This is a genomic window from Pantoea ananatis LMG 2665, from assembly GCF_000710035.2.
Classification (GTDB): domain Bacteria; phylum Pseudomonadota; class Gammaproteobacteria; order Enterobacterales; family Enterobacteriaceae; genus Pantoea; species Pantoea ananatis.
Genome location: NZ_JMJJ01000004.1, coordinates 141,278 through 166,184, shown reverse-complemented (window position 1 = coordinate 166,184; position 24,907 = coordinate 141,278). Strand labels below are relative to the sequence as shown.

General features: G+C 54.4%; 26 protein-coding genes, 1 other RNA gene and 1 other annotated feature. Of the genes, 12 read left to right on the top strand and 15 right to left on the bottom strand.

Features of this window, described 5'->3' with window-relative positions; translation table 11 throughout:
- The first annotated feature begins 214 nt into the window (after window positions 1–214).
- Window positions 215–1,912 (top strand): YbaL family putative K(+) efflux transporter, encoded by a 1,698-nt coding sequence (ybaL, locus tag EL29_RS02605; RefSeq protein WP_028714893.1) that lies wholly within the window; start codon window positions 215–217, stop codon window positions 1,910–1,912.
- Window positions 1,913–1,966: 54 nt separating this feature from the next.
- Here ybaL and EL29_RS02600 read toward each other — a convergent pair whose 3' ends face one another.
- From EL29_RS02600 to EL29_RS02565, 8 genes are all read right to left on the bottom strand, one after another.
- Window positions 1,967–3,268 (bottom strand): inosine/guanosine kinase, encoded by a 1,302-nt coding sequence (locus EL29_RS02600; RefSeq protein WP_026021084.1) that lies wholly within the window; start codon window positions 3,266–3,268, stop codon window positions 1,967–1,969.
- Window positions 3,269–3,503: 235 nt separating this feature from the next.
- The gene (gene adk / locus EL29_RS02595; protein WP_013024924.1) at window positions 3,504–4,148 is read right to left on the bottom strand and encodes an adenylate kinase; all 645 of its coding nucleotides are present in this window, start codon (window positions 4,146–4,148) and stop codon (window positions 3,504–3,506) included.
- A gap of 278 nt (window positions 4,149–4,426) precedes the next feature.
- The gene (htpG, locus tag EL29_RS02590) at window positions 4,427–6,295 is read right to left on the bottom strand and encodes a molecular chaperone HtpG (RefSeq protein WP_170934917.1); all 1,869 of its coding nucleotides are present in this window, start codon (window positions 6,293–6,295) and stop codon (window positions 4,427–4,429) included.
- Window positions 6,296–6,399: 104 nt separating this feature from the next.
- Entirely contained in the window at window positions 6,400–7,005 is a 606-nt protein-coding gene (recR, locus tag EL29_RS02585) for a recombination mediator RecR (protein ID WP_014606423.1), read from the bottom strand.
- Window positions 7,005–7,334 (bottom strand): YbaB/EbfC family nucleoid-associated protein, encoded by a 330-nt coding sequence (locus EL29_RS02580; protein ID WP_013024920.1) that lies wholly within the window; start codon window positions 7,332–7,334, stop codon window positions 7,005–7,007. Before EL29_RS02580 ends, recR begins: the two co-directional genes overlap by 1 nt.
- A 56-nt stretch (window positions 7,335–7,390) precedes the next feature.
- Complete coding sequence (gene dnaX, locus EL29_RS02575) at window positions 7,391–9,361, bottom strand: DNA polymerase III subunit gamma/tau (protein WP_022622653.1); 1,971 nt, start codon at window positions 9,359–9,361, stop codon at window positions 7,391–7,393.
- Window positions 7,988–8,049 (bottom strand) — a sequence feature (DnaX frameshifting element). (Overlaps the previous gene by 62 nt.)
- Window positions 9,362–9,518: 157 nt before the next feature.
- Window positions 9,519–10,070: an adenine phosphoribosyltransferase gene (gene apt / locus EL29_RS02570; RefSeq protein WP_014606425.1), complete on the bottom strand. Its 552-nt coding sequence runs from the start codon at window positions 10,068–10,070 to the stop codon at window positions 9,519–9,521.
- A gap of 150 nt (window positions 10,071–10,220) precedes the next feature.
- On the bottom strand, window positions 10,221–10,610 hold the full coding sequence (locus EL29_RS02565; protein WP_013024916.1) for a DUF454 family protein: 390 nt from the start codon (window positions 10,608–10,610) through the stop codon (window positions 10,221–10,223).
- A gap of 57 nt (window positions 10,611–10,667) precedes the next feature.
- Here EL29_RS02565 and priC point away from each other — a divergent pair, with 57 nt between their 5' ends.
- The gene (gene priC / locus EL29_RS02560; protein ID WP_014593092.1) at window positions 10,668–11,198 is read left to right on the top strand and encodes a primosomal replication protein PriC; all 531 of its coding nucleotides are present in this window, start codon (window positions 10,668–10,670) and stop codon (window positions 11,196–11,198) included.
- Between the two features lie 75 nt (window positions 11,199–11,273).
- A complete protein-coding gene (gene rsmS, locus EL29_RS02555; RefSeq protein WP_013024914.1) occupies window positions 11,274–11,429 on the top strand; it encodes a pleiotropic regulatory protein RsmS in 156 nt (51 codons plus the stop codon).
- On the opposite strand, the gene acrR is transcribed toward rsmS, so the two are convergent.
- Window positions 11,426–12,064: a multidrug efflux transporter transcriptional repressor AcrR gene (gene acrR, locus EL29_RS02550; RefSeq protein ID WP_014593091.1), complete on the bottom strand. Its 639-nt coding sequence runs from the start codon at window positions 12,062–12,064 to the stop codon at window positions 11,426–11,428. The genes rsmS and acrR overlap by 4 nt on opposite strands.
- 142 nt (window positions 12,065–12,206) lie before the next feature.
- Between acrR and EL29_RS02545 the strand changes: the two genes are divergently transcribed.
- The 4 genes from EL29_RS02545 (at window position 12,207) to ykgO (ending at window position 17,272) form a co-directional block, all read left to right on the top strand.
- Entirely contained in the window at window positions 12,207–13,412 is a 1,206-nt protein-coding gene (locus EL29_RS02545) for an efflux RND transporter periplasmic adaptor subunit (RefSeq protein WP_013024912.1), read from the top strand.
- Between the two features lie 16 nt (window positions 13,413–13,428).
- A complete protein-coding gene (locus tag EL29_RS02540; protein ID WP_014593090.1) occupies window positions 13,429–16,578 on the top strand; it encodes a multidrug efflux RND transporter permease subunit AcrB in 3,150 nt (1,049 codons plus the stop codon).
- Window positions 16,579–16,865: 287 nt separating this feature from the next.
- Complete coding sequence (locus EL29_RS02535) at window positions 16,866–17,120, top strand: type B 50S ribosomal protein L31 (RefSeq protein WP_014606427.1); 255 nt, start codon at window positions 16,866–16,868, stop codon at window positions 17,118–17,120.
- An 11-nt stretch (window positions 17,121–17,131) separates the two neighbouring features.
- Window positions 17,132–17,272, top strand: coding sequence for a type B 50S ribosomal protein L36 (ykgO, locus tag EL29_RS02530; protein ID WP_014606428.1), 141 nt, complete (start codon window positions 17,132–17,134; stop codon window positions 17,270–17,272).
- A gap of 59 nt (window positions 17,273–17,331) precedes the next feature.
- On the opposite strand, the gene EL29_RS02525 is transcribed toward ykgO, so the two are convergent.
- From EL29_RS02525 to EL29_RS02515, 3 genes are read right to left on the bottom strand one after another with little or no spacing between them, the layout of a single operon-like run.
- Window positions 17,332–18,210 carry a metal ABC transporter substrate-binding protein gene (locus EL29_RS02525; protein WP_013024908.1) on the bottom strand — a complete coding sequence of 293 codons (879 nt, stop codon included), beginning with the start codon at window positions 18,208–18,210 and terminating at the stop codon, window positions 17,332–17,334.
- A gap of 12 nt (window positions 18,211–18,222) precedes the next feature.
- The gene (locus EL29_RS02520; RefSeq protein WP_013024907.1) at window positions 18,223–19,062 is read right to left on the bottom strand and encodes a metal ABC transporter permease; all 840 of its coding nucleotides are present in this window, start codon (window positions 19,060–19,062) and stop codon (window positions 18,223–18,225) included.
- The gene (locus EL29_RS02515) at window positions 19,059–19,727 is read right to left on the bottom strand and encodes a metal ABC transporter ATP-binding protein (RefSeq protein WP_028714892.1); all 669 of its coding nucleotides are present in this window, start codon (window positions 19,725–19,727) and stop codon (window positions 19,059–19,061) included. Before EL29_RS02515 ends, EL29_RS02520 begins: the two co-directional genes overlap by 4 nt.
- Before the next feature lie 354 nt (window positions 19,728–20,081).
- Between EL29_RS02515 and EL29_RS02510 the strand changes: the two genes are divergently transcribed.
- The 3 genes from EL29_RS02510 (at window position 20,082) to hha (ending at window position 21,199) form a co-directional block, all read left to right on the top strand.
- Window positions 20,082–20,435 carry a hypothetical protein gene (locus EL29_RS02510; protein ID WP_028714891.1) on the top strand — a complete coding sequence of 118 codons (354 nt, stop codon included), beginning with the start codon at window positions 20,082–20,084 and terminating at the stop codon, window positions 20,433–20,435.
- Between the two features lie 146 nt (window positions 20,436–20,581).
- On the top strand, window positions 20,582–20,959 hold the full coding sequence (tomB, locus tag EL29_RS02505; RefSeq protein ID WP_015700827.1) for an Hha toxicity modulator TomB: 378 nt from the start codon (window positions 20,582–20,584) through the stop codon (window positions 20,957–20,959).
- Between the two features lie 24 nt (window positions 20,960–20,983).
- Window positions 20,984–21,199: a hemolysin expression-modulating protein Hha gene (gene hha / locus EL29_RS02500; protein WP_013024903.1), complete on the top strand. Its 216-nt coding sequence runs from the start codon at window positions 20,984–20,986 to the stop codon at window positions 21,197–21,199.
- Between the two features lie 138 nt (window positions 21,200–21,337).
- Here the strand turns inward: hha and ffs are convergent.
- Window positions 21,338–21,434: signal recognition particle sRNA small type (ffs, locus tag EL29_RS02495), an RNA gene on the bottom strand.
- A 162-nt stretch (window positions 21,435–21,596) separates the two neighbouring features.
- Between ffs and EL29_RS02490 the strand changes: the two genes are divergently transcribed.
- Entirely contained in the window at window positions 21,597–21,908 is a 312-nt protein-coding gene (locus EL29_RS02490; RefSeq protein ID WP_014606432.1) for an MGMT family protein, read from the top strand.
- A 48-nt stretch (window positions 21,909–21,956) separates the two neighbouring features.
- Here the strand turns inward: EL29_RS02490 and EL29_RS02485 are convergent, their stop codons facing one another.
- Window positions 21,957–22,514, bottom strand: a complete 558-nt coding sequence (locus tag EL29_RS02485) for a YbaY family lipoprotein (protein ID WP_019106636.1) — start codon at window positions 22,512–22,514, stop codon at window positions 21,957–21,959.
- 192 nt (window positions 22,515–22,706) lie between these two features.
- On the opposite strand from EL29_RS02485, the gene tesB reads away from it, so the two are divergent.
- Window positions 22,707–23,570 carry an acyl-CoA thioesterase II gene (gene tesB, locus EL29_RS02480; protein WP_028714890.1) on the top strand — a complete coding sequence of 288 codons (864 nt, stop codon included), beginning with the start codon at window positions 22,707–22,709 and terminating at the stop codon, window positions 23,568–23,570.
- A gap of 46 nt (window positions 23,571–23,616) precedes the next feature.
- Here the strand turns inward: tesB and amtB are convergent, their stop codons facing one another.
- The gene (amtB, locus tag EL29_RS02475) at window positions 23,617–24,906 is read right to left on the bottom strand and encodes an ammonium transporter AmtB (protein WP_014606435.1); all 1,290 of its coding nucleotides are present in this window, start codon (window positions 24,904–24,906) and stop codon (window positions 23,617–23,619) included.
- Window position 24,907 lies beyond the last annotated feature (1 nt).

The window sequence follows — 24,907 nt, the reverse complement described above, 5'->3', positions numbered from 1 at the left end:
CATTTAACGGGCGTAAACTTATTCCGTTCTGTTCCTGATGAAGCGCTAAACCAGCCGGTGATAGGGATAAGTGATAAAAACAGCCTTCCGATTGCATTTTTCTCGTATTTGCATAATTTTTTCTGTTAATCCCACAAATTATTCAGCGATCCTTTCCGATATGCATTAGACTCATTTGTTACAAGCGGACACATTTATACCCATGGAGACTGGCATGCATCACACCACACCGTTGATTACGACTATCGTCGGGGCTCTGGTCCTGGCTTTTCTCCTTGGAATGCTGGCAAATCGGTTACGCATTTCGCCGCTAGTGGGTTATTTAGTCGCGGGCGTACTGGCTGGCCCTTTTACGCCGGGGTTTGTGGCTGATACCAATCTGGCACCGGAACTCGCAGAGCTGGGCGTTATCCTGCTGATGTTCGGCGTCGGTCTGCACTTCTCACTCAAGGATCTGATGTCGGTAAAGCGGATAGCCATTCCCGGCGCTATCGCACAGATCGCTGTGGCGACCTTACTGGGAATGCTGATGTCGTGGGCGATGGGCTGGTCCTGGATGACGGGCTTAGTGTTCGGTTTGTGTCTTTCTACCGCCAGTACCGTGGTGTTGCTGCGCGCATTAGAAGAGCGTCAGCTTATTGAAAGCCAGCGCGGCCAGATTGCTATTGGCTGGTTGATTGTTGAAGATTTGGTCATGGTGCTTACGCTGGTCCTGCTGCCCGCGATTGCCGGCATGATGGAACAGGGTAACGCCAGCGCCAGCCTGGTGATATGGGACCTGCTCTGGACCATCGGTAAAGTCGCCGCCTTTATGGTGTTAATGATGGTCGTCGGTCGCCGTGCCGTGCCCTGGATCCTCGCGAAAAGTGCCGCAACGGGTTCACGTGAGCTGTTTACGCTGGCCGTATTAGCCCTGGCGCTGGGCATTGCGTTTGGCGCCGTCGAGTTCTTTGACGTCTCTTTTGCCCTCGGGGCCTTCTTTGCCGGTATGGTGCTGAACGAGTCCGAGTTAAGCCAGCGCGCCGCCCGCGACACGCTGCCGCTACGTGATGCCTTTGCGGTGCTGTTCTTTGTGTCTGTCGGGATGCTGTTCGACCCGATGATCCTGGTGAAAGAACCGCTGGCCGTGCTGGGGGCGCTGGTGATCGTCGTGATAGGAAAATCTGCCGCGGCGTGGTTTCTGGTCTCGCTGCTGGGTCATTCACGCCGCACCGCGATGACCATTTCGGTCAGCCTGGCGCAAATCGGCGAGTTTGCCTTTATTCTTGCCGGGCTGGGGATCTCCCTGGGGCTGCTGGATGAAGAGGGCCGTAATCTGGTGCTGGCTGCCGCCATTCTTTCTATCATGCTCAACCCGGTGCTGTTTACCCTGCTGGGGCGCTATCTGTCTAAGAACGAAACGATGGAGCAGCAGACGCTCGAAGAGGCGCTGGAAGAAGAAGAACAACAGATTCCGGTGGATATCTGCCATCACGCGGTAATCGTTGGCTATGGTCGCGTCGGCAACCTGCTGTGTGAGCAACTGATGGCGCTCAATATTCCGGTGGTGGTGGTCGAGAGTTCGATTCCTCGCGTCAAAGCACTACGCGATCAGGGCATTCGGGCCGTGCTGGCCAATGCTGCCCGCGCAAACACGCTGGAGTTAGCCCGTGTGGACTGTGCAGCCTGGCTGCTCATCACCATTCCCAACGGATATGAGGTGGGGGAAATCGTTACCGCCGCCCGCCAGAAAAAAGCGGACATCAACATCATTGTGCATGCCCATTATGATGATGAGGTGGAGTACATTCTGGAACGTGGCGCAAACCATGTCGTGATGGGCGAACGCGAGATTGCCGCCAGCATCATTCAGAAACTGCAGGAAAACCTTGAGCAGGATCACACCAGGCTCGCCTGTGAAGGCAACAGCTAATGACCTGCCCTTCAGCAGCGGCAGCGTTGCTGAGGGGCAGTTTGTCTTTCCGGCTTAACGATCCCAGTAGGACTCTTCCAGGCTGTCTTCCCGCTCGGGCAGGCCGCGCGTCAGTCGGGGAGAATGCTGGTTCAGCACCTGATAGCTTACCCGGTTCGCATATTTGCAAACCTGCGCCAGGGACGAATAGGTGAGATAAGCGCGCGCATGCTTACTGGAATTAGGCACGTTGCGGCGATGATAATTGTTTGCCGTAATATCGTGCAGCAATGCGGCCAGTGCGCCGTCCCCTGCCCCGTTGGTATTCATGATCTTTTCCGGGCCGCCCATATAAGGGGCGATGTGAGAAAAAATGCGTAGCGGCTGCTGGCAGTCCTGTTTACGCATCGCTCGGCTAAATTCGTACAGGTTGAACTCCGCAATCGCGCCAGGCAGCAGCGGATGATTCGTTTTGCGCTTGAACGCCTCTTCCGTATAACCCGCCATATACAATCCGGTCGGCCCTGCGGTACACAACACCAGGTCAACCCATTCCAGCGCCATATCCGATGCCAGCAGAGGATCGGCTTCGCCGGTCAGCGCCAGGGCTTCTTCTTCGTTCATGGCCACAATTGAAACGTGATCGCGCAGAAAATCGCGCCAGAACTGCGGGTTGTCGCCGATGACGTGTTTGGTGCCCAGCGTCAGGACCACGGGCACGTTGTGGCGTTTGGCGTATTCAATGGCCTTTAACGTTGCCTCAGGCATGGGCTCGCCCGCCTCGCAGCGGATTAGATAGGAGGTCAGCACCAGCGCAGAGGCGCCCGCAATAACGTCTTCAGGGACGTTTTCCGCCCTGAGCTGATTCATTTGCCCCGGGCTGATAGCAAAGGTGCGGTCGCCCTGGTCGCCAATCAGCGTAAAGCAGCGGCCAATCGCACCGTCAACGCCCTGCAGATAGTTCAGGTCCATTCGGCTGGAGGTATTACACAGATAGCGGTAGGCATAACCGCCAATCTGGATATTGTTGCACATCACGCCCAGCAGTACGGAACGATCGTCCGCCAGCACCGAGAAATTATGCAGCGTATTACCAATTGTGCCGCCCGCAAACTGGTGGGTCACCAGTTCGTCACGCATCAGTTCCGCATACAGCGCTTCCGCCACGGTATCGTCGATAACCAGCGAATGGCCAGCGCTCAGGCCGTAGCGAACAAGAAAGGCGTCATCAACTTTGGCTTCGATATCGACCAGCGTCTGATCGATGCCGACCACCCAACTGCCGTCTTCACTATCAAATTGGGAGGACTGTAACAGCGGATCGCGGGCGCTAACGGGGAAGTAATGTTTGGATTTACGTTTGCCGGGAAATTTCATGGTAACTGCCGTGAGAAAAAACAGGCAGAGGAGCATATCACATTCTGTGTCGTGACTTTACTGTCGCAAGTGAACCCACTGCATACTCATCTCAGTATGTTCTGCCATTGTATTTAGCATCAGGCGAACCTCGGCCTTCTGTCCAGCAGCATGCAGGAAGAGGAGAGAAACAGACAGAGGGGGCAAGTCAACGCGTTGAGGGCAAAAGGGGCCAGCCTGGCCAGCCCCAATCCGCTTAGCCAAGAATCTTAGCCAGCTCTGCGCTCACGTCGGACACGTTGCGCGTACCGTCGATCTTGTGATACGCGGTGTGCCCCGCTTCCGCTTCTTTGCTGTAGTAAGCAATCAGCGGCGCAGTCAGCTGATGGTATTCCACCAGACGTTTGCGCACCGTTTCTTCCTGATCGTCTTTGCGCGTGGTCAGCTCTTCACCGGTCACGTCATCCTTGCCTTCCACTTTCGGTGGATTGAATTTGACGTGGTAGACGCGGCCTGATGGCGCGTGAACACGGCGGCCTACGATACGCTCAACAATCAGCTCGTCCGGTACGGCGAACTCCAGCACGTGATCCACTTTAATACCGGCTTCTTTCATTGCGTCAGCCTGAGGAATGGTGCGTGGGAAACCATCAAGCAGGAAACCGTTTTTGCAATCTTCCTGGGTGATGCGCTCTTTAACCAGCGCAATGACCAGCTCATCAGTAACCAACTTACCGGCATCCATAATGGCTTTCGCCTGGTTGCCGAGTTCGGTGCCAGCTTTAACCGCTGCACGCAGCATGTCGCCAGTGGAGATCTGCGGAATGCCGTATTTCTCCATGATGAATTGGGCTTGAGTCCCCTTACCTGCGCCCGGAGCTCCGAGCAGAATAATACGCATTGCGTAAATCCCCTTGCGAATCGCATTGATGAATCTGAGAAGCGGAAGAACATACCATTATGACCCGCCCACCACAAGGAAGCGGCGGGTCAGGAAAGTTTAGTGTACTGGCTTTAGCGCGTGATAGCAGTGCGTCAGGTCAGCGAAAGGGCATTTTCGGACTGGCGGCTTAGGCTGAATGCATTTCATGGCGTTTGCGCAACAAAACGGCTCGCTGAAATCAGGCGATGCACTTAAGCAAAAAAAACCGGTGGACCTTGCCACCGGTTTTGATTGACTTACGCCGTCAGTAACTGATTCATACGGCGGATAAACTGGTTAGGATCGTCCAGCGTGCCGCGCTCGGCCAGCAGCGCCTGATCCAGTAACAGCTCTATCCACTCACCGAAGCGGGTTTCATCCTGGGTATCCGCCACGCGTTTCACCAGTTGGTGATCGGGGTTGATTTCAAAGATGTATTTCACTTCCGGCACGTCCTGACCTGCCGCAGCAAACAGTTTGGCCATTTGCGTGGTCATCTCGTTCGCATCCGTGGTCACAATCGCCGGCGTATCGGTCAGGCGGTGCGTCAGACGCACTTCTTTCACGCGCTCACCCAGCAGCGTTTTCACGCGCTCAACAAACGGCTCCAGCGCTTTTTCAGCTTCTTTCTGCTCTTCCGTCTCTTCGTCGGCCAGCTTATCCAGTGCGTCATCGGCTTTGCTGACAGACTGGAAGACTTTACCGTCGAACTCGGTCAGGTAGCTCATCATCCATTCGTCGATGCGATCGGACAACAGCAGCACTTCGATGCCTTTCTTACGGAACAGCTCCAGATGCGGGCTGCTGTTGGCGGCGGCATAGCTGTCGGCCGTGATGTAGTAGATCTTCTCCTGACCTTCTACCATGCGGCTGACGTATTCTTCCAGCGAAACGGTTTGCGCCGCGCCTTCGCTTTGGGTACTGGCAAAGCGCAACAGTTTAGCAATCGCTTCTTTATTCGCGTGATCTTCCGCCGGGCCTTCTTTCAGTACCAGACCGAACTCTTTCCAGAAGGTCTGGTATTTTTCGCTGTCGTCTTTTGCCAGTTTCTCCAGCATCTGCAGCACACGCTTGGTCAGCGCGCCACGCAGGCTCTGGGTTACCCGGCTGTCCTGCAGGATTTCACGCGATACGTTAAGCGGCAGATCGTTTGAGTCAATCAGGCCGCGCACGAAGCGCAGGTAATTCGGCATGAACTGCTCGGCATCATCCATGATAAACACGCGCTGTACGTACAGTTTCAGGCCATGTTTATGATCGCGGTTCCACATGTCGAACGGCGCACGCGCCGGGATATAAAGCAGGCTGGTGTACTCCTGTTTACCTTCCACACGGTTGTGGCTCCAGATAGCCGGATCGCTGAAATCGTGGGCGATGTGTTTGTAAAACTCGTTGTACTCTTCATCGCTGATGTCAGCTTTGTTGCGCGTCCACAGCGCCTGGGCCTTGTTGATTTTCTCCCAGGTGGTGGTGCCGGTCTCTTCGTCTTTGCTTTCGATTTCTACCGGCAGGGCAATGTGATCGGAGTACTTACTGATAATGTTGCGTACGCGCCAGCTATCAAGGAACTCATCTTCGCCCTCGCGCAGGTGCAGGGTAATTTCGGTACCGCGTTCGGCTTTGCTGATATCCGCGATGGTGTAATCCCCTTCACCCGCGGATTCCCAGAAGACAGCTTCATCTTCTGCCGCGCCCGCTGCACGGGTGCGCACAGAGACCTTGTCGGCGACGATAAACGCCGAATAGAAGCCTACGCCAAACTGACCGATCAGCTGGCTGTCTTTCGCCTGGTCTGAGCCAAGAGACGCCAGGAAAGATTTGGTGCCTGATTTAGCAATGGTGCCCAGGTTTTCAATCACTTCATCACGACGCATGCCGATACCGTTATCGCTCAGCGTAATGGTACGGTTGTCCTTATCCACAGAGAGACGCACGCGCAGGTCGCCATCGCCTTCATACAGGCTGGCATCAGACAGCGCGCGGAAGCGCAGTTTATCTGCCGCATCCGAAGCATTGGAAATCAGCTCACGCAGGAAAATCTCTTTGTTTGAATAGAGAGAATGGATCATCAGGTGCAGAAGTTGTTTTACCTCTGACTGAAAGCCACGAGTCTCTTGTCCTTTCATGGTCATTGCTACCTCAACAGAATCAGATTTAACGAACGTTGAGGAGGATGTGGGGATAAATGAGAGGTTTTCAAGCCGGTGTCTTTCACAACACCGGCAAGCGTTTAAAATTTAATCTTTTGACGACCGGCGAGGGAGTGGGACAGCGTGGTGCCATCGACCATTTCCAGTTCACCGCCCATCGGAACCCCATGCGCAATACGGCTCGCGTCGACGCCATACTGTCCGCACAATTCAGCGATGTAGTTCGCGGTAGCTTCACCTTCAACCGTGGGATTGGTCGCCAGAATCACTTCGTGAAGCGTTTCTTTTTCCAGCCGTTGTTCCAGTCGGTCAAGACCAATATCGGCTGGACCAATGCCGTCCAGCGGCGAAAGATGCCCCATCAACACGAAATAGCGGCCGGCAAATTGCCCGGTTTGCTCAATAGCATGGATGTCTGCCGGGCTCTCAACCACGCAAATTTGACCATTTTGCTGACGCCGGGGATTGGCGCAAATGGTGCAAATTTCCTGCTCGGTGAAGGTGCGGCAATCGGCACAGTGGCCGATTTCCGACATCGCCCGGGTCAGGGCCTGCGCCAGCCGCATTCCGCCACTCCGATCGCGCTGTAGCAGTTGAAACGCCATACGCTGGGCCGATTTAGGCCCAACGCCCGGCAAACAGCGCAGCGACTCCATTAAAGACTCTAGCAGGGGGCTGGTTTGCATCAGAACGGCATCTTGAAGCCTGGTGGCAGCTGCATACCTGAAGAGACAGAGGCCATTTTCTCTTTCTGCACTTCGTCAATGCGACGAGCGGCATCGTTGAATGCGGCGGCAATCAGATCTTCCAGCATGTCTTTGTCGTCCTCAAGCAGGCTCGGATCGACTTCTACCCGGCGGCAGTTGTGAGCACCGTTGATCGTGACCTTGACCATGCCAGCACCTGATTCACCCGTGACTTCCAGGGCGGCAATTTCTTCCTGAACCTGGGCCATTTTGTCTTGCATCTGCTGGGCCTGCTTCATCAGGTTGCCCAATCCGCCTTTACCAAACATAGTTTTCTCTCTCTGCTGAGGCTACAACGCGGTTTATTCAGACCGTTGCAGCGTGTTCAAACGGGTCGAATGCTTTCCTCATCCAAATCGGCATCAAAAAAGCGACGAAGGGTTTGAATGTGGGTGTCACTCAAGATTGACTGACGCGCCTGCGCCAGCTTCTCTTCGTAAATGGCCTGACGCCACTCCAGTGGCGTCAATACCGAAGAATTATCGTCTTCAATAACCGACAGTTCAACCTGATGGCCTGCTGCCTGACTTAACGCGGCGCTCAGGGCCTGCTGCGCCGACGCGGAATTCAGGTGGCGCTGACTGGAACGTAAATGCAGGCAAATGCCGTTATCCGTGGTTTCTTTCCATGCATTCAGGGCCAGTTGCTGAACCAGTTTAGGCAGCGGTAAGCCCGCGACCTCTGCCGCCCATGCATCGCGCTGCTGGGCTTCTTCCGCCAGTCGCGCGGCCAGCTCAGGATTTTTCTCATGCTCCAGCGCAGAACGCAAGGCTTTTGGCGTCGCGACCGGCTCAGCGACCTCTGTCACTGGCGTCTGTGCTTTCCAGCGGTAAGCCTCTTTTTTTACCGGTGCCGCAGGCGTGCTGTCTCGGACTCGCTGCTGGCTGCGTTCGGTAACAGAGGCCAGTCGTTCCAGCGCAGAGTTGGCCGGCCGCGCACCTGGCGCTGCCGGCTCACTCTTTTTTGCTTTGTTTGCTCCCTGGCGCAGCAACTGGGTGCGCGCCTGCAGGAGCTGGCTGGTGGAGCTGGACAGTGACGGATCGGGCGAAGCCGGCGGCACGGCCTGCTGACTGACAGCCGGTTCCGGCGCGGCCATTTGCGGCTGCGCCGCGGGCGCCTTTTCAGCGGGCTGGGCAGCGACATTCTGCACCGGTGCCGGTGCCGACTGCGCCGTCAGCGTTGGCCGCGCGATCGGTTCGGCGATGGCTGCCTTAGGATGGAACGCCAGGGCGCGCAGCAATGTCATTTCAATCCCCATGCGGCGATCGGGCGCAAGCGGTAAATCTTTACGCCCCATGAGCAGGGTTTGGTAGTACAGCTGGAGATCGGCCGGTGGCACCGCGCGCGCCAGCTCACGCAGGCGTAACGCATTGCTCTCTTCATCGTCATTGAGCGACGTGGGCAGGAGTTGCACCATGGCAATCCTGTGCAGCAGGCGCAGCATCTCAACCAGCAGGGCTTCCCACTCAACGCCGCGTGAAGCAGCCTGGGCTAGCAGCGTCATCATCTGTTCGCCATTGCCCTCAACCACGGCTTCGAGCAGACCAAGCGGCTGTTCATCATCAAGCGTTCCGAGCATCGTGCCCACGGTGGCGCTGGTCACGCTGCCCTCGCCCATTGCAATGGCCTGATCGGTAAGGCTTAACGCGTCACGCATGCTGCCATCGGCGGCTCTGGCGAGCAGTTGCAGGGCGCGTGGCTCACGCGCGATCTGCTCCTGCTCTAAAACATGATCCAACTGCTGGCGGATCTGATCGACCTCAAGCGCTTTTAGATGAAACTGCAGGCAGCGCGACAGAATCGTCACCGGCAGTTTTTGCGGATCGGTCGTGGCCAGCAAGAATTTTACATGCGAAGGCGGTTCTTCCAGCGTTTTCAGCAGGGCGTTGAAGCTGTGACGCGACAGCATGTGCACTTCATCGATCAGGTAGACTTTAAACCGGCCGCGCGCGGGCGCGTACTGCACGTTATCGAGCAGATCGCGTGTGTCTTCCACTTTGGTGCGCGAGGCCGCGTCAATCTCAATAAGATCGACAAAGCGCCCCTGCTCAATCTCACGACAGTTGTCGCACTGACCGCAGGGTGTTGCGGTAATACCGGTTTCGCAGTTAAGCCCTTTTGCCAGCAGACGGGCAATCGTAGTTTTCCCTACGCCCCGCGTGCCGGAGAAGAGATAAGCATGATGGATGCGTCCCAGAGACAATCCATTCGCCAGCGCCGTCAGAACATGTTCCTGACCGACAACATCAGCAAACGCCTGTGGACGCCATTTTCGGGCAAGTACCTGATAGCTCATGTGGTTTCGACGAATTTGGATGGAAATGTGAGCGCAGACGCACTGCAACCCCTGTATATGATTGCAGTAGTCTAACAGCTACGCTTTCACCTATCACTCGTTATCTTGAACAGGGAAAGATGTGCGGCCTGGCGGAGCTCGAGGCCGCAAGCGAGGTTTAGTGGCCGGGAAAATTGACCAGGCTGTAGCTGTCAACGCCCAGCGCCTTGAGACGCGCTTCACCTGCCAGATCGAACAGGTTGATAATAAATGCCGCGTCCTTAACTTCGCCGCCTGCACGACGAATCAGTTTGATGGTCGCTTCGAGCGTGCCCCCCGTTGCCAGCAGGTCGTCGACCACCAGCACCACATCGCCTGGCTGAATAGCATCTTTGTGCAATTCCAGTCGGTCGGTACCGTATTCCAGCTCGTAAGCTTCGCTGAAGGTTTCACGTGGCAGTTTGCCCGGCTTGCGCACCGGAACAAAGCCCAGCCCCAGTCCGAGGGCGACAGGTGCCCCGAACAGGAAACCCCGCGCTTCCGTGCCCACCACTTTGGTGATGCCTTTATTGCGATACCGCTCTACCAGCAGCGAGATGGACGCGGCATAGGCTTTTGGGTCTTCCAACAGGCTGGTGACGTCACGGAAAAGAATACCCGGCTTCGGGTAATCAGGAATACTTTTGATACTGTTTTTAATCAGTTCAAGCTGCTGCGCAGTGTCGGTCATAATCTTAAGCCTGGTAAAAAAATTCTGTTCTGTTTTGCGCAGCTTCAATAGCGCCAACACCGGGTTAAAGGCTCAGCGAAGAGGCATGAATAATGGGAAGCTACACACGAAGAGGCCCAAATCTAAGCAAATGGTCGGCTAATTGCAACTTTATCGCGGCGGTAAACGTTCATCCGCTGTTTCTGCCACCACCGGCATGCGCCCGATAAACAGCAGTAGCACAGCCAGCATAATAAGTAACATGACGCGCACCCACCACAGCGGAACCAGCCAGAGAGACACCGCAAAGGTTATTACAATCACGATCATCGCCCGGCTTTTTGCACCGGGGGGCATGCCACGATGCTGCTGCCAGTGGCGGATATAACGGCCAAAAGGCGATCTCCAGAGCAGCCAGTAGTGGAATCGGGGAGAAGAGCGGGCAAAACACCAGGCCGCCAGTAGCATAAATGGCGTGGTGGGTAATAAAGGTAATACAATACCCAGTATGCCAAGCACAATCGCCAGCCAGCCAAGGGTCAATAATACTATGCGTTGCATAACGATCGCTCAGCGCGTTTCCAGTCCCGTAACCTTAGCATACCTGAGTCTCGGGCGATGAGTTACGTCACTGCACACCAACGCCTGCTTAACTGCATGCTTGATTTACGACAGGATATTGCCAGCCATCCTGATGGATACTGCCGTTCCCCCCGCTTTGACAGCCAGCTCTTTACCACCAAAGGCACCCGGCTGGCAGATTATTTGCAGGAGATTGAACACAATTATCAGCGTTTGTGCCAGCCCAACGGTGACGTGGCCCGCAGCCAGTGGCTGGCCAGCCATCTGGTCGATCAGATTGCTGCTCTGCAACGTGAGGCCCGCACCCAACAGTTGCGTAGCCCACAGGAGCGCGCTCAGCCCTCTTCCCGGCAGCGAAAATATCAGGAATACCGCGAGTATGAACGTCGACTGCAGGCTATGATCGACCAGCGTGAACAGCGAATGGCGCTGGCGGAAACGCTGGCCGTGCAGCAGCAGTTGAAGAAAGACCTGGAGGTGCTCGAAGGTCGTATGGCACGCTGTCGACAGGCCATCCGTTCGGTGGAGTGGGCAATGTCGCTGGCAAACAGCGCCTTTAACACTTAATGCGCTATCCGTGCTGGAGGGGATTCCCGGATGGCACGCTTATCTGGCCCATGATACAACTGCTCAGGAGGAAAGATGTCCCTGGAAACGGCGCCTGAAGAGGTCAAACTGGCCGTCGATCTCATTCAGCTGCTTGAAGAGAATCAGATCGCGGTAGAAACCGTGCTGTCTGCACTGGCCATCGTTCAGCGCGACTTTGAAAGAAAGCGCGACACGCAGCGTAAAGATTAGGCCTTTTTAGCCAGCGTTGGGCTGAAGCGCAGCATATCAATCAGCGCATCAACCAGCACAGGCGCATCGGTAACCAGATCAAACTTATCGGGTGTAAACAGCCAGCTTTCCATCATGCCGTTCACGTAGCCGCGCATAATCAGCGCGGCCTGACGCGTCTGGAAGGTTTCCGGGAGCTGCCCGGCATCAATGCACTGGCGCAAAACGTCTTCTATTTCATTGTAACGCTCCAGCAACAGGCTTTGCTGAATGCTTTTTACCGCCGCCATTTCCCCCACAAACTCGCATTTGTGGAAGATAATTTCCATTAGCGCGCGGCGCTGAGGATCTCTGGCCGTCGCCTGAAAGATATACACCAGCATCGCTCGCAGAATGGAAAGTGGATCACCGGGGTATTTTGTCTGATACTCAAGTTTCACATCATCCAGCCCTGCATCACTGCGAAGCCATATTTCGTTTAACAAATCGGCTTTGTTTTTGAAATGCCAGTAGATTGCCCCCCGTGTTACGCTGGCTGCGGATGCGACATCCGCCAGGGAAGTGGCTGAAACCCCCTCTTTAGAAAAAAGGGCAAGTGCAGCGTCAAGAATTTGATGCCGGGTTTCAAGAGCTTGCGCTTTGGTTTTTCGTGCCATAGGGGACTTTTTTTACAATCGAGTAAGTTTACATACATTTGTGAATGTATGTACCATAGCACGACCTAAACTCTTACGCAGCAATGGGTTCCTGGCTTTGTGATCCATTGATCATTCGATATCGGACTCTAGAGGTTTATTTATGACTAAATTCAGAGGGTTAACGCCTCTGGCGGCCGTCCTGATGCTATCAGGCAGCTTCGTGTTAACAGGATGTGACGGAAATAAATCCGACCAGGCCGCCCAGCAGCAGCAGCCACCTGAGGTGGGTGTTGTTACGGTTAAAAGTGAACCCCTTAAAATTTCGACTGAATTACCCGGCCGCACTTTGGCTTTTCGTATTGCTGAAGTTCGCCCGCAGGTTTCCGGTATCATCCTGAAGCGTAACTTCATTGAAGGCGGAGAGATCAAAGCAGGGGAATCGCTGTATCAGATCGATCCGGCGACCTATCAGGCGTCCTACGACAGTGCTAAAGCCGATTTAGCGAAGGCGGAGGCTAACGCACGCATTGCGCAGCTTACCGTGAATCGCTATAAGCCGCTGCTCGGCACTAAATACATCAGTCAGCAGGATTACGATACGGCTGTGGCCACCGCCGCGCAGAACAATGCCGCGGTTCAGTCAGCCAAAGCCAATGTGGAAACCGCCCGTATTAATCTTGCCTACACCAAAGTCACCTCGCCCATCAGCGGCCGTATCGGTAAGTCTTCCGTAACGGAAGGTGCGCTGGTGCAGAGCGGGCAAACCACGGCGCTGGCAACCGTGCAGCAGCTTGATCCGATGTATGTCGATGTCACCCAGTCGAGTGAAGATTTCCTGCGTTTACGTTCAGAACTCGAATCGGGTCAGCTGAAACAGAACGATGGCAAAGCGAATGTCACCCTGCTGATGCAAAACGGCAAAGACTATGCTCAGCCGGGTACGCTGGAATTTTCCGACGTGACCGTTGACCAGACCACCGGATCCATCACCCTGCGTGCGATCTTCCCGAACCCCGACAAAGCGTTGCTGCCTGGCATGTTTGTCCGTGCTCGTCTGGAGGAAGGCACCAACCCGAATGCCCTTTTAGTGCCACAGCAGGCGGTGAGCCGTACGCCAACCGGCGATGCCTCTGTCATGGTGGTGGGCGCGGATAACAAGGTTGAAGCACGTAAGATTAAAGCGGCCCAGGCTATTGGCGACAAATGGCTGGTGACTGATGGGCTTAAAGCGGGTGAGCGCGTGATCTTTACCGGTCTGCAACGCGCAAAACCGGGTGCGCAGGTTACGCCTAAAGAAGTCACCGATGATGCCAAAGCCGCCAGCGGCGATCCGTCCAAAGCGCAGTCTGCTAAAACATCGTCATAACAGGAGCCGTTGATACATGGCTAAGTTCTTTATCGATCGCCCCATCTTTGCGTGGGTTCTTGCTATTATCGTGATGCTAGCGGGCGCGTTATCGATTCTTAAATTACCGATCGAGCAATATCCCAATGTTGCGCCGCCGGCAATTGAGATTCAGGCCAACTACCCAGGTGCTGACGCCAAAACGCTGCAAGACTCGGTGACTCAGGTCATCGAACAGAACATGAATGGTATTGATGGCCTGATGTATATGTCATCAAGCAGTGACTCATCGGGCGCACTGACGCTGACGATTTCGTTTGAGTCAGGCACCGATGCCGATATCGCTCAGGTTCAGGTGCAGAACAAACTGCAACTGGCCATGCCTTTGCTGCCTCAGGAAGTGCAACAACAGGGGATTCAGGTTAAAAAATCCTCCAGTAGCTTCCTGATGGTCGCCGGTTTTATCAGCGATGACGGCAGTATGAATCAGAACGATATTTCTGACTACGTTGCCTCAAACATCAAAGATCCGATCAGCCGTACGCCTGGCGTCGGTGATACCCAGGTATTCGGGGCGCAGTATGCCATGCGTATCTGGATGGATCCCAGCAAGCTTAATAACTATCAGTTAACCCCTGTTGACGTTATCAACGCGCTGAAAACCCAGAACGCCCAGGTCGCTGCCGGTCAGTTAGGCGGCACGCCACCGGTGCCGGGACAGCAGTTGAACGCCTCTATCATTGCACAAACCCGTCTGACCTCGACCAAAGAGTTCGGCAACATTCTGCTTAAGGTGAATGCTGACGGTTCTCAGGTTCGTTTGCGCGATGTGGCTCAGATTGAACTGGGTGGGGAAAACTACGAAATCATCGCACGTTATAACGGTAAACCCGCTTCCGGTATTGGTATCAAACTGGCGACCGGCGCTAACGCCCTGAACACGGCGGAGGCGGTGAAGGCAGAGCTGGCTAAACTGCAGCCCACTTTCCCGGCGGGTATGAAGGTCGTTTACCCTTATGACACGACACCTTTCGTAAAAATCTCGATTTTCGAAGTAGTGAAGACACTGATGGAAGCCATTCTGTTGGTGTTCCTGGTGATGTATCTGTTCCTGCAAAACTTCCGTGCCACGCTGATTCCTACCATCGCCGTGCCTGTTGTTCTGCTGGGTACCTTTGCCATTATCAGCGCCTTTGGCTACTCGATAAACACCCTGACGATGTTTGGGATGGTGCTGGCCATCGGCTTGCTGGTCGATGACGCCATCGTAGTGGTCGAGAACGTCGAACGCGTAATGGTGGAAGAAGGGCTGCCGCCCAAAGAGGCCACCAAGCGATCGATGGAACAGATTCAGGGCGCGCTGGTCGGTATTGCCCTGGTGCTGTCGGCAGTATTCATTCCTATGGCCTTCTTCGGCGGATCTACCGGGGTCATTTACCGTCAGTTCTCTATCACTATTGTTTCAGCGATGGCGCTGTCGGTACTGGTTGCGTTAATTCTGACGCCGGCGCTCTGCGCCACCATGCTCAAGCCGGTGAAAAAAGGCGATCATGGCAAAACCACCGGTTTCTTTGGCTGGTTTAACCGCCTGTTCGACAAGAGCACGCATCACTATGTCGACAGCGTGGGCCATATCGTTCGCGGTACCGGTCGCTATCTGCTGCTTTACCTGCTGATTGTGCTGGGCATGGCGTTTCTGTTCCTGCGCCTCCCCTCTTCCTTCCTGCCGGAAGAAGATCAGGGCCTGTTACTGGCTCAGGCACAGTTGCCTGCGGGGGCAACCCAGGAACGCACGCAGAAGGTGCTGGATCAGGTTTCTGACTACTTCCTGACAAAAGAGAAGGACTCGGTTAAGTCGGTCTTTACCGTTGCCGGTTTTGGTTTTGCCGGACGGGGCCAGAACACCGGTATCGCCTTCGTCAGCCTTAAACCCTGGGATGAGCGTACCAGCAGCGATATGAAAGTCCCGGCTATCCAGGGACGTGCCATGCAGGCATTAGGGCAAATCAAAGACGGTATGGTCTTTGCGTTTAACCTGCCGGCCATTATTGAATTAGGGAACGCGACAGGCTTTGACTTTGAGCTGATCGATCAGGCAAACCTGGGCCACGACAAGCTAACACAGGCGCGTAACCAGCTGTTTGGCATGATTGCCCAGCATCCGGATACGCTGGTCGGTGTTCGCCCTAATGGCCTGGAAGATACGCCGCAGTTCAAGCTGGATATCGACCAGGAGAAAGCGCAGGCGTTGGGCGTGTCACTCAGTGACATCAACACCACGCTCGCAGCCTCGTGGGGCGGCTCTTACGTCAATGACTTTATTGACCGCGGTCGTGTGAAGAAAGTGTACGTGATGGGTAAAGCCGACGCGCGTATGCTGCCGGACGACATCAATAAGTGGTTTGTCCGTAACAGCAACGGCGAGATGGTGCCCTTCTCTGCCTTCTCTTCGGCACACTGGCAGTATGGTTCGCCGCGTCTGGAACGCTATAACGGTCTGCCTGCCATGGAGATCCTGGGTCAGGCCGGACCGGGCAAGAGTTCCGGTGAAGCCATGAATCTGATGGAAGAACTGGCCTCTAAACTGCCAACCGGCATCGGTTTTGACTGGACGGGAATGTCCTATCAGGAACGTCTGTCAGGCAACCAGGCACCGGCTCTTTATGCCATTTCACTGATTGTGGTGTTCCTGTGTCTTGCTGCCCTGTATGAAAGCTGGTCCATCCCGTTCTCTGTCATGCTGGTCGTTCCGCTCGGTGTGGTCGGTGCATTACTCTTCACCACCTTACGTGGCCTGAGTAACGACGTTTACTTTGTCGTGGGGTTACTGACAACCGTTGGCCTCTCGGCGAAGAACGCCATCCTGATCGTGGAATTTGCGAAGGATCTGATGGAGAAAGAAGGTAAAGGCCTGGTGGAAGCGACGCTTGAAGCCTGTCGTATGCGTCTGCGTCCGATCCTGATGACCTCGCTGGCCTTTATTCTTGGCGTACTGCCTCTGGCCATCAGCACCGGCGCAGGCTCAGGTGCCCAGAATGCGGTCGGTACGGGCGTAATGGGCGGTATGGTAACCGCCACCGCGCTGGCAATCTTCTTTGTACCGGTATTCTTTGTGGTGGTGCGCCGTCGCTTCGGTAAGAAAGCGGACATCGAAAAGGATCATCCTGTCGATAACCACTCGCATTAATCCGTAAACATAAAGGCCGCGTCAGCGGCCTTTTTTTGTCCTCATCGTGCCTTCTCATACCTGACTGCTCACATTCTCTGTCTGCCACGCCGATGGGCCCGATGCCCGCTCAACTCTGACTGCACCTCGCCCTCTCCGCTATGGATTTCTTTTCCGCCTGTCTCACGCGCATCGCCACCGGGCTGTATTGTTACTGCCCCTGTTTTTCCCTGCTTTTTGGAGGGTTGCAATCGAATCGGCTGCGGCGCATAATATTGTTATAGTATAACATTACATTAGTGAGAATCATGAAAGCGAATATTCATCCTACCTATCGTGCAGTGGTGTTCCACGACACTTCTGCTGACGTGTATTTCAAAATCGGTTCCACCATCAAAACCGATCGTACCGTTGAGTTTGAAGGCGAAACCCTGCCTTACGTTACGCTCGACGTCTCGTCGGCATCTCATGTGTTTTATACCGGTAAGCAGAAAGACTTTGCTAAAGAAGGCAGCACTGCCCGCTTCAACCAGCGCTTTGGCCGCTTTCTGGGTCGCCGATAAGAGAGGACATGATGCAGGTATTAAGTTCGCTGCGCTCGGCGAAGAATCGCCATCGGGATTGCAAGGTTGTGCGCCGTAAAGGCCGCATCTATATCATCTGTAAAACGAATCCGCGCTTTAAAGCCGTACAGGGAAGAAAGAAAAAACGTTGATGTGTGTCGTGAACCTTAGCCGGAATGTCGCTCACCCGCCATTCCGGCTTTTTTTATGCTCAGCGCATGCTGTTCAGCATCGCCTCTACGTTATGTTTAAAAGCGGCCTCGTAGGTGGGTGCAGGGCCGGAAGCCGTTGACAGCGCTTCAGGATAAAGCTCTCCCCCCGGCTTCGCGCCCGTGGCGCTGGCAATCTGCTTCACCAGACGAGGATCGGTCTGGTTTTCCATAAAGTACGTTTTAATATGCTGCTGCTTAAGCTGCGTGATCAGGCTGGCGACATCGCTGGCGCTGGCTTCCGCTTCCGTTGAGAAACCGACAGGTGCCAGGAACGAGACGCCATAACGTTGCCCAAAATAGCCAAAGGCATCGTGGCTGGTCAGCACTTTGCGTTTTTGCTGCGGGATAGCCGCAAAAGACGTTTTGGCCCAGCTGTCCAGCTTCTGGAGCTGCTGAATATACTTTTCGCCGCGCTTACGGATATCATCGGCATCCTGCGGATCGGCCTTGATTAGCGCATCCATCACGTTTTTGGCATAAATCGTGCCGTTATACATGCTGTTCCACGCATGAGGATCGGTGATGGTTTTGCCATCTTCTTCCATCGTCCGCGTTTCGATGCCCGTTGACGCCACTACGGGTTGACCTTTATAGCCCGAGGCACTCACCAGACGATTCATCCAGCCTTCCAGCCCCAGCCCGCTGACGAAGACCACATCCGCTTTCGCCAGCGCTTCGCTGTCTTGTGGTGTCGGTTCAAAGGTGTGCGGATCGCCATTTGGCCCGACAAGACTCTTCACGTGGACGTGATCGCCACCAATTTGCTTCACAATATCGGCCAGGACGGTAAAACTCGCTACCGCATCGACCGTTTTTGCCATAGAGAATGGACTGATGACTAACGCACCGACTGCCAGACTAATGGGTAATATCTTCATAGCTACCTCTGATTAATGGCGGCGCAAAATCCCACCGCACGGCCCTGTTAAGATGGAGAGAAAGAACAGCATTGCGGCACTCAACACCACCGCCGGTCCTGCCGGCAGTGAAAAGTGCCAGGAAAGCACCAGCCCGGCAAACGCCGACAGCACGGCCATCAGCATGGCCGAGCCCAGCATGATGACGAGGTGACGACTCCAGAAACGGGCGCTGGCGGCGGGCAACATCATCAGCCCCACCGACATCAAGGTTCCCAGTACCTGAAAACCTGCGACCAGGTTGAGCACCACCAGCGTCAGAAAAATACCGTGCACCAGCGGCGCGCTCCATTTGCCCTGTGCGCGCAGAAAGTCGGAATCGAATGCATCAATGACCAGAGGACGGTAAATGACGGCCAGCATCAGCAGCGTAAACGCGGCGATACCACCGACCACCGCCAGCGCAGGGTTATCCACCGCCAGCAGGGAGCCAAACAGAACGTGCAGCAGATCAACGCTGGATCCGCGAAGTGAGACGAGCGTGACGCCCAGCGCCAGCGAGCCCAGGTAAAAGCCAGCAAAACTGGCATCTTCTTTGAGCGGCGTGTAACGACTCACGGCACCCGACAGCAGTGCCACCGCCAGGCCGGCAATCAGCCCGCCCACGCCCATCGCAACCAGGGACAAGCCGGAGAGTAAATAGCCGATAGCGGCACCGGGCAGTACGGCATGGGATAAGGCATCCCCAATCAGACTCATGCGGCGCAAAGAGAGAAAAACGCCTAGCGGGGTGGCGCTAAATGCAAGCGCGACACAGGCCACCAGCGCCCGTCGCATAAAGCTGAACTCAATAAACGGTTGAATAATTGTCACGGCGCCACGCTCCGTAAGGGCGCGGCATCGATCACACTGCGGCGGTGAGCACCATCATCCATAGACAAGACATCGCTAAAATAACGCTCAACCAGCGGGCGATCGTGGAGCACCACCATGAGCGTGGTGCCAGCCTGCTGCTGCTGCTGCAAGATGGACATCAGTAGCGTTACCGTCTTGCTGTCAATGCCGTTAAAAGGCTCATCAAGCAACCACAGGCGACTACGTTGCAGCATCAGCCGGGCAAACAGCACACGCTGCAGCTGTCCGCCGGATAAGGTGGCAGGTTGAGCATCGGCATAGTCGCTCATCTGCACCGCCTCCAGGGCCTCGCTAATTTCTTTACGCAAGCGCCGGTTGATTCCGCCAAACCAGCCACAGCGCGGCCAGCAACCTATTGAAACCAGCTCGTACACGGTTAAAGGAAAACGTGTTTCCAGCTCGCTTCGCTGAGGCAGCCAGCCAACTTCCCGGCGCGGAAGATGCAGTTCACACTGCCCCTGCACTGGCGGCAATAAGCCAGCGATGGTTTTAATCAGTGTGGATTTTCCGCTTCCGTTCGCACCAATCAGCGCGGTCATGCTGCCCTGGGGCAACTGGGTGGTCAGAACGAGTGAGACAGATTGCCCTTGATAACCCACCTGTAGATTTCTCAACGCTATCACGGCTGCATTCCCCACCACATCGCTGTTGCCAGAACAGCGATTAACAGGAGAGCCACCACTAACCGTCCTCCGAGTGACATTAACAGTCCACTTTGATTCATCACCGCACCAAAAAAAATGTTATAACATAACAACTATGATATCCGATGTTGTCGCGTTATCACCACGGCAATGTGTTTCAAAAAATAAACCAGCGCACGATTTGCCATAAAAAGGGCTATAGAGAAGCAGCAACGAATCAACCACTTGCTTAAATTTGCCCTCAACGAGGCCTTATTATGTGTGGCGGACTACTTGCAAACCGCCAGAAGAACATCAATGATGGGTTTATAAGTTGTTATTCATGAGCAGACTATGTCAGTAAGAATTGAATGCGATGTCGCGCAGGATGAAACGGATTGCGTAAAATTAGCCACAATTATAGAGCGGAATATTCTCAAAATAACAGATTCACTTGTTGGCGATTTACAATGGTATTCAGCCAATGCCATCTTAGTGCCAGGCAGTTTACGCGTTATTGCTGTTGAGATGACAGAGACGAATAGATTTAAGTTACTTTACGATTTTCAGTGGAATTTATTTAATCCGTGTCTGGATTTAAATGAAATCGTTACGCAAGATGAACAAGTCAGCTTCCGCATCTGCCCTGCCGCGCTTGTATTTGAGCCGATTGAGAATCAGCGCCCCTCACCTGGCGATGAATTGTAATATTTAGTAATGGAGGTGAGCAGAACTAATGATTCTACACTATTCTTAACTCAGTCCGTTATTTACAAACCCGATAACCACTTCCTGGCCGCTTCACCTAATCGCGCCGCTTTGCGGTAACTTTGCTCGCTACGGAGGGGAAAAAGATGGACGAATACTCACCGAAACGGCATGATATTGCCCAGCTTAAATACTTGTGTGAGAATCTGTTTGACGACAGCATGGCGACATTAACTGACAGTCATCACGGCTGGGTTAATGACCCCACTGCCGAAAGCAATTTACAGCTAAACGATTTGATTGAGCACATCGCCTCTTTCACCATGAATTACAAAATTAAGCACGTTGAAGACGAAGCACTGATTACCCAAATCGATGAATATCTTGATGATACCTTTATGCTGTTTAGCAACTACAGTGTAAATACTCAGGATCTTCAGCGCTGGCAACGCTCAGCGAAACGTTTATTTAATGTGTTTACTGAAGAGTGCGCTTTTCTTCAACAGCCAAGCCATTCATTATAGTACTGACGTGAGAACGGTTTATTTATGAACAAAACCCTAACTAAAACTGATTATTTGATGCGACTGAGGCGCTGTCGTTCTATTGACACGCTGGAACGCGTGATTGAAAAAAATAAGTACGAATTACCCGATGAAGAATTAGCAGTATTTTACTCAGCAGCCGATCACCGCCTGGCTGAACTGACGATGAACAAGCTCTATGACAAAGTCCCGGTGTCAGTCTGGAAATTTGTACGCTAACCTATTTTGTATTACGTTTGATCTGATTTCACCAGCCCGTTTTTGCACAACTCGCCTGCCGGCAATGGAACGGCCCAGGCGAGATTCGCCTGTTTATCATCTGGGAAGAGGGATGTTTACGAGATGAAATGGTGGAGGCCCCGCCAGCTACATCCCGGCACACACGTCACCTGCTGCGGCTGCTTCCTTCCGGACCTGACCGAGTTCACAAGCTAGCATTGCGGGAGAACCAACAGGGCCCCCATTGACTAGCCCTCATTTCGAGAGCGCAGGCATTATCGGGGATGCCCCCGGCAATTGCAAGCCTGGTCGGGATGACCGTTGGTTTCTTGTACGATCGCCGATAATTAACCCTCAATGTGATAAAATTATCGCCTTTTCTCGGGCAGGTAAGTTTATGGACAGCTCTGACAGCTTCAAACAGCGAATCTGGCAAATCGTTGCCGCAATTCCTCCCGGCCGCGTCACGACCTATGGTGACGTCGCCCTGCTGGCGGGCTCGCCAAGAGCAGCGCGCCAGGTCGGTGGCGTCTTGAGTCGCTTACCTGAGGGCAGTACGCTTCCCTGGCACCGGGTGATTAATCGCCACGGTACTATTTCGCTGCAGGGCGATCGGTTATTTCGTCAGCGAGATGCGCTGGAGGCGGAAGGCGTTGAGGTGAGTGACGCCGGTGAGATTGATTTAGACCAATATCGCTGGCGATTTTAAGGCGTCAGGGCGGCGGCAATGCCGCCCTGGTAAGGTTGCCCTGAGACCTTACATGGTCGTCGGTGCCGGGACAGCGGCTGACGGTGTAACCTGCGTCGGTGACGTTGCCGGTACGCTCGTGGCTGCGCCAGGCTGCGTTGGCATCGCCATAGAGGGGACCGGTACTAACACCAGATCGGTTTTTGTTCCGCCCTGATTGATCACCGGTTTAACCTCTTCGGTAATGAAGGCCATCTTGCCATCAACCGTAATGGCAGCGCTTAACAGGATGCGCGCATTGGGCTGAATGTCGGCCGGGTTGAAAGGCAGCACAAAATGGAATGGCGCCTGCTTCCCTTCCGTGCGCACGACGCGCTGGGACAGCACTTTCGACGGAGCATCCGCAACCGATGCATCTGACAGCGTCACGGTCAGTGCAGCATTCGGCGGCAGCGCAATGCGCTGACGAATATAGACGGATCCACTGACGTTAGGCTGAGCAATCGTTGCTGTTTGTCCTGCAACCGCTGACCCTAAAGTCGGGGTTGGAACCGGTTTGCCTTTGTGTGCACAACCCGCGAGAGCCATCGCCATCGCTACGCCACTTAACACATGCCAGAATTTCATTGATGTCGTCTCCTTTTGATCAAAATGATTTTTAGCAGTGAATCTTCATTACAGCGTTTCACTCGCCGTATGTCTTTAATGTTGGCACAAAATCAAAAGTTTGCCTGGTCGGATGAAAGACCGAAAGTCTGATTGACGGAAACTGGTCGGATCTTTCACACTTAGGCAAATACTTATTATCAGGAAAGCGTCATGAGTCAGGCACTCGAAAATCTGCTTAATTTAATCCATCTGGAAAAAATCGAAGAAGGCCTGTTTCGCGGCCAGAGCGAAGATCTTGGCCTTCGTCAGGTCTTTGGCGGTCAGGTAGTGGGACAGGCACTTTTTGCGGCCAAACAGACCGTGCCGGAAGATCGCGTCATTCACTCATTCCACAGCTATTTTCTCCGGCCCGGCGACAGCCAGAAACCGATTATTTACGACGTGGAAAGCCTGCGTGACGGTAAAAGTTTTAGCGCCCGCCGGGTCAGCGCCATTCAAAATGGTCAGCCTATTTTTTATATGACGGCCTCTTTCCAGTCGCCGGAAAGCGGTTTTGAACATCAGAAACCCATGCCGCAGGTGAAAGGGCCTAATAATCTCCCCAACGAGCAGCAGATGGCGCAAAAAATGGCCCATATGCTGCCAGAAAAGCTGCGCGAGAAATTTATCGCCGAGCGTCCGCTGGAAATCCGCCCGGTACAGATCCACAACCCGTTACGAGGCCACGTTGATAAACCGCAGCGTCAGGTGTGGATACGGGCTAACGGCACGCTGCCCGACGATTTACGCATCCATCAGTATCTACTGGGCTACGCTTCCGACCTTAACTTTTTGCCCGTGGCGCTGCAGCCCCATGGCAAAGGCTTTCTGGAATCCGATATGCAGGTGGCAACGATTGACCACTCTATGTGGTTTCACCGTGAGCTGAATTTTAACGACTGGCTGCTCTACAGCGTGGAGAGCACCTCTGCATCGGGCGCGCGGGGCTTTGTACGCGGTGAGTTTTACAACCGGCAAGGGGAACTTGTGGCGTCAACGGTTCAGGAAGGTGTGATGCGCCAGCGCAGCGAATAGTAAAAAGGGGCGAAATCGCCCCTTTTCTCTTATCGTTACAGATGAATTAATGGTTGTATGCGTTCTCGCCATGGCTGTTGACGTCCAGGCCTTCGCGCTCCTGCTCTTCCGGCACGCGCAGCCCTACAATCATATCCGCCAGTTTAAAGCCAATGAAGGCCACTACGGCAGACCAGACGATAGTCACCCCTACGCTGAACAGCTGAACGGCAACCTGATGCCCCATAGTGACGCCTGGTGCATAGCCCACGCCGCCCAGAGAAGAGGACGCGAACACGCCCGTCAGGATACAGCCGATGATGCCACAGACGCCGTGAACGCCGAATACGTCACAAGGATCGTCAACCCGCAGCCATCTTTTCAGCGTTGTTACGCCCCAGATGCCCGCCAGACCACCGGCTAAACCGATAATTAACGCGCCACCGACGCCGACATAACCACAGGCTGGCGTAATGGCAACCAGACCCGCAATAAAACCAGAACAGGCACCTAACAGAGAAGGTTTACCACGCAGCGCCCACTCGCCGAAGGTCCATGCCAGCACAGCAGCGGCAGTCGCCACAACGGTATTCAGGAAAGCCAGTGCGGCAATTTCGTTAGCTGCCGACGCCGAGCCTGCGTTGAAGCCAAACCAGCCGACATACAGAATGGCGGTACCGGTAAAGACCATTGGCAGGTTGTGAGGTTTAAATGCCTCTTTGCCGAAGCCTGCACGTTTGCCCACCAGGTAAGCACCGACCAGTCCGGCAACCGCCGCGTTAATGTGCACAACCGTGCCGCCAGCAAAGTCCAGCGCGCCATCCTGAGCCAGTAAGCCGCCTGCCCAGACCATATGCGCGATAGGCAGATAAGCCAGCGTCAGCCATACCGCCACGAAAATCAGCACGGCTGAGAAACGAATACGTTCCGCAATGGCACCGACGATCAGCCCCACGGTAATACAGGCAAAGGACGCCTGGAAAGCCACATGGATGTATTGATAAAAGCTACCCATAACCGCTGTCAGCGCAATGTTTTTCAGCATCACCCAGTTGAAGCTGCCAAAGAATGCATTGCCTTCGCTAAAGGCCAGTGAGTAGCCATAAATCACCCACAGCACACATACCAGCGAAAAGGTGACCGCCACCTGAGTGAGCATAGAGAGCACGTTTTTACCGCGGATCAAGCCGCCGTAAAACAGCGCAATCCCGGGAATTGACATAAACAGCACCAGCGCAGTGCAAATCATCATAAAGGCGTTATCGGCTTTGTCTGCAACGGCAGGCGCAGCAGCCATTGCCAGCGACGGTAACAGTGCCAGGCTGGTGAGGCCCAACTTGGTCAGCATTTTATTCATT

Coding starts and splice junctions, on each gene's coding strand:
- ybaL (WP_028714893.1), top strand. CDS start 215: ATGCATCACACCACACCGTTGATTACGACTATCGTCGGGGCTCTGGTC.
- EL29_RS02600 (WP_026021084.1), bottom strand. CDS start 3,268: ATGAAATTTCCCGGCAAACGTAAATCCAAACATTACTTCCCCGTTAGC.
- adk (WP_013024924.1), bottom strand. CDS start 4,148: ATGCGTATTATTCTGCTCGGAGCTCCGGGCGCAGGTAAGGGGACTCAA.
- htpG (WP_170934917.1), bottom strand. CDS start 6,295: ATGAAAGGACAAGAGACTCGTGGCTTTCAGTCAGAGGTAAAACAACTT.
- recR (WP_014606423.1), bottom strand. CDS start 7,005: ATGCAAACCAGCCCCCTGCTAGAGTCTTTAATGGAGTCGCTGCGCTGT.
- EL29_RS02580 (WP_013024920.1), bottom strand. CDS start 7,334: ATGTTTGGTAAAGGCGGATTGGGCAACCTGATGAAGCAGGCCCAGCAG.
- dnaX (WP_022622653.1), bottom strand. CDS start 9,361: ATGAGCTATCAGGTACTTGCCCGAAAATGGCGTCCACAGGCGTTTGCT.
- apt (WP_014606425.1), bottom strand. CDS start 10,070: ATGACCGACACTGCGCAGCAGCTTGAACTGATTAAAAACAGTATCAAA.
- EL29_RS02565 (WP_013024916.1), bottom strand. CDS start 10,610: ATGCAACGCATAGTATTATTGACCCTTGGCTGGCTGGCGATTGTGCTT.
- priC (WP_014593092.1), top strand. CDS start 10,668: ATGAGTTACGTCACTGCACACCAACGCCTGCTTAACTGCATGCTTGAT.
- rsmS (WP_013024914.1), top strand. CDS start 11,274: ATGTCCCTGGAAACGGCGCCTGAAGAGGTCAAACTGGCCGTCGATCTC.
- acrR (WP_014593091.1), bottom strand. CDS start 12,064: ATGGCACGAAAAACCAAAGCGCAAGCTCTTGAAACCCGGCATCAAATT.
- EL29_RS02545 (WP_013024912.1), top strand. CDS start 12,207: ATGACTAAATTCAGAGGGTTAACGCCTCTGGCGGCCGTCCTGATGCTA.
- EL29_RS02540 (WP_014593090.1), top strand. CDS start 13,429: ATGGCTAAGTTCTTTATCGATCGCCCCATCTTTGCGTGGGTTCTTGCT.
- EL29_RS02535 (WP_014606427.1), top strand. CDS start 16,866: ATGAAAGCGAATATTCATCCTACCTATCGTGCAGTGGTGTTCCACGAC.
- ykgO (WP_014606428.1), top strand. CDS start 17,132: ATGCAGGTATTAAGTTCGCTGCGCTCGGCGAAGAATCGCCATCGGGAT.
- EL29_RS02525 (WP_013024908.1), bottom strand. CDS start 18,210: ATGAAGATATTACCCATTAGTCTGGCAGTCGGTGCGTTAGTCATCAGT.
- EL29_RS02510 (WP_028714891.1), top strand. CDS start 20,082: ATGTCAGTAAGAATTGAATGCGATGTCGCGCAGGATGAAACGGATTGC.
- tomB (WP_015700827.1), top strand. CDS start 20,582: ATGGACGAATACTCACCGAAACGGCATGATATTGCCCAGCTTAAATAC.
- hha (WP_013024903.1), top strand. CDS start 20,984: ATGAACAAAACCCTAACTAAAACTGATTATTTGATGCGACTGAGGCGC.
- EL29_RS02490 (WP_014606432.1), top strand. CDS start 21,597: ATGGACAGCTCTGACAGCTTCAAACAGCGAATCTGGCAAATCGTTGCC.
- EL29_RS02485 (WP_019106636.1), bottom strand. CDS start 22,514: ATGAAATTCTGGCATGTGTTAAGTGGCGTAGCGATGGCGATGGCTCTC.
- tesB (WP_028714890.1), top strand. CDS start 22,707: ATGAGTCAGGCACTCGAAAATCTGCTTAATTTAATCCATCTGGAAAAA.
- amtB (WP_014606435.1), bottom strand. CDS start 24,906: ATGAATAAAATGCTGACCAAGTTGGGCCTCACCAGCCTGGCACTGTTA.